General features: G+C 64.4%; 1 protein-coding gene. It reads left to right on the forward strand.

The annotated features are described in order from the left end of the window. Window positions 1-36: 36 nt before the first annotated feature. On the forward strand, window positions 37-233 hold a 197-nt coding region (locus tag FVA95_RS30445), incomplete at its 3' end, for a transposase (RefSeq protein WP_368667399.1).

The following is a 233-nucleotide window of genomic DNA, read 5'->3' on the forward strand; positions in this document are numbered from 1 at the left end:
CGCGCCGTGGACCTTGCTCGTGCTGGCGACAAGCCGGTGTCTGCGATCGCGAAGGACCTGTCGATATCGGAGTCGTGTTTGCGGAGCTGGATGGCCCAGGCCGCCGCCGACGACACCGGCGGCTCCGATTCACGGCTGAGTAGCGCCGAGAAACGCGAATTGACCGGGCTCCGTAAGGAGAAGCGTCGCCTTGAGGTGGAGAACGAGATTCTCAAGCGGGCGGCCGCGTATTT

The sequence above is a fragment of the Pseudonocardia sp. EV170527-09 genome, assembly GCF_008369905.1.
Taxonomy (GTDB): domain Bacteria; phylum Actinomycetota; class Actinomycetes; order Mycobacteriales; family Pseudonocardiaceae; genus Pseudonocardia.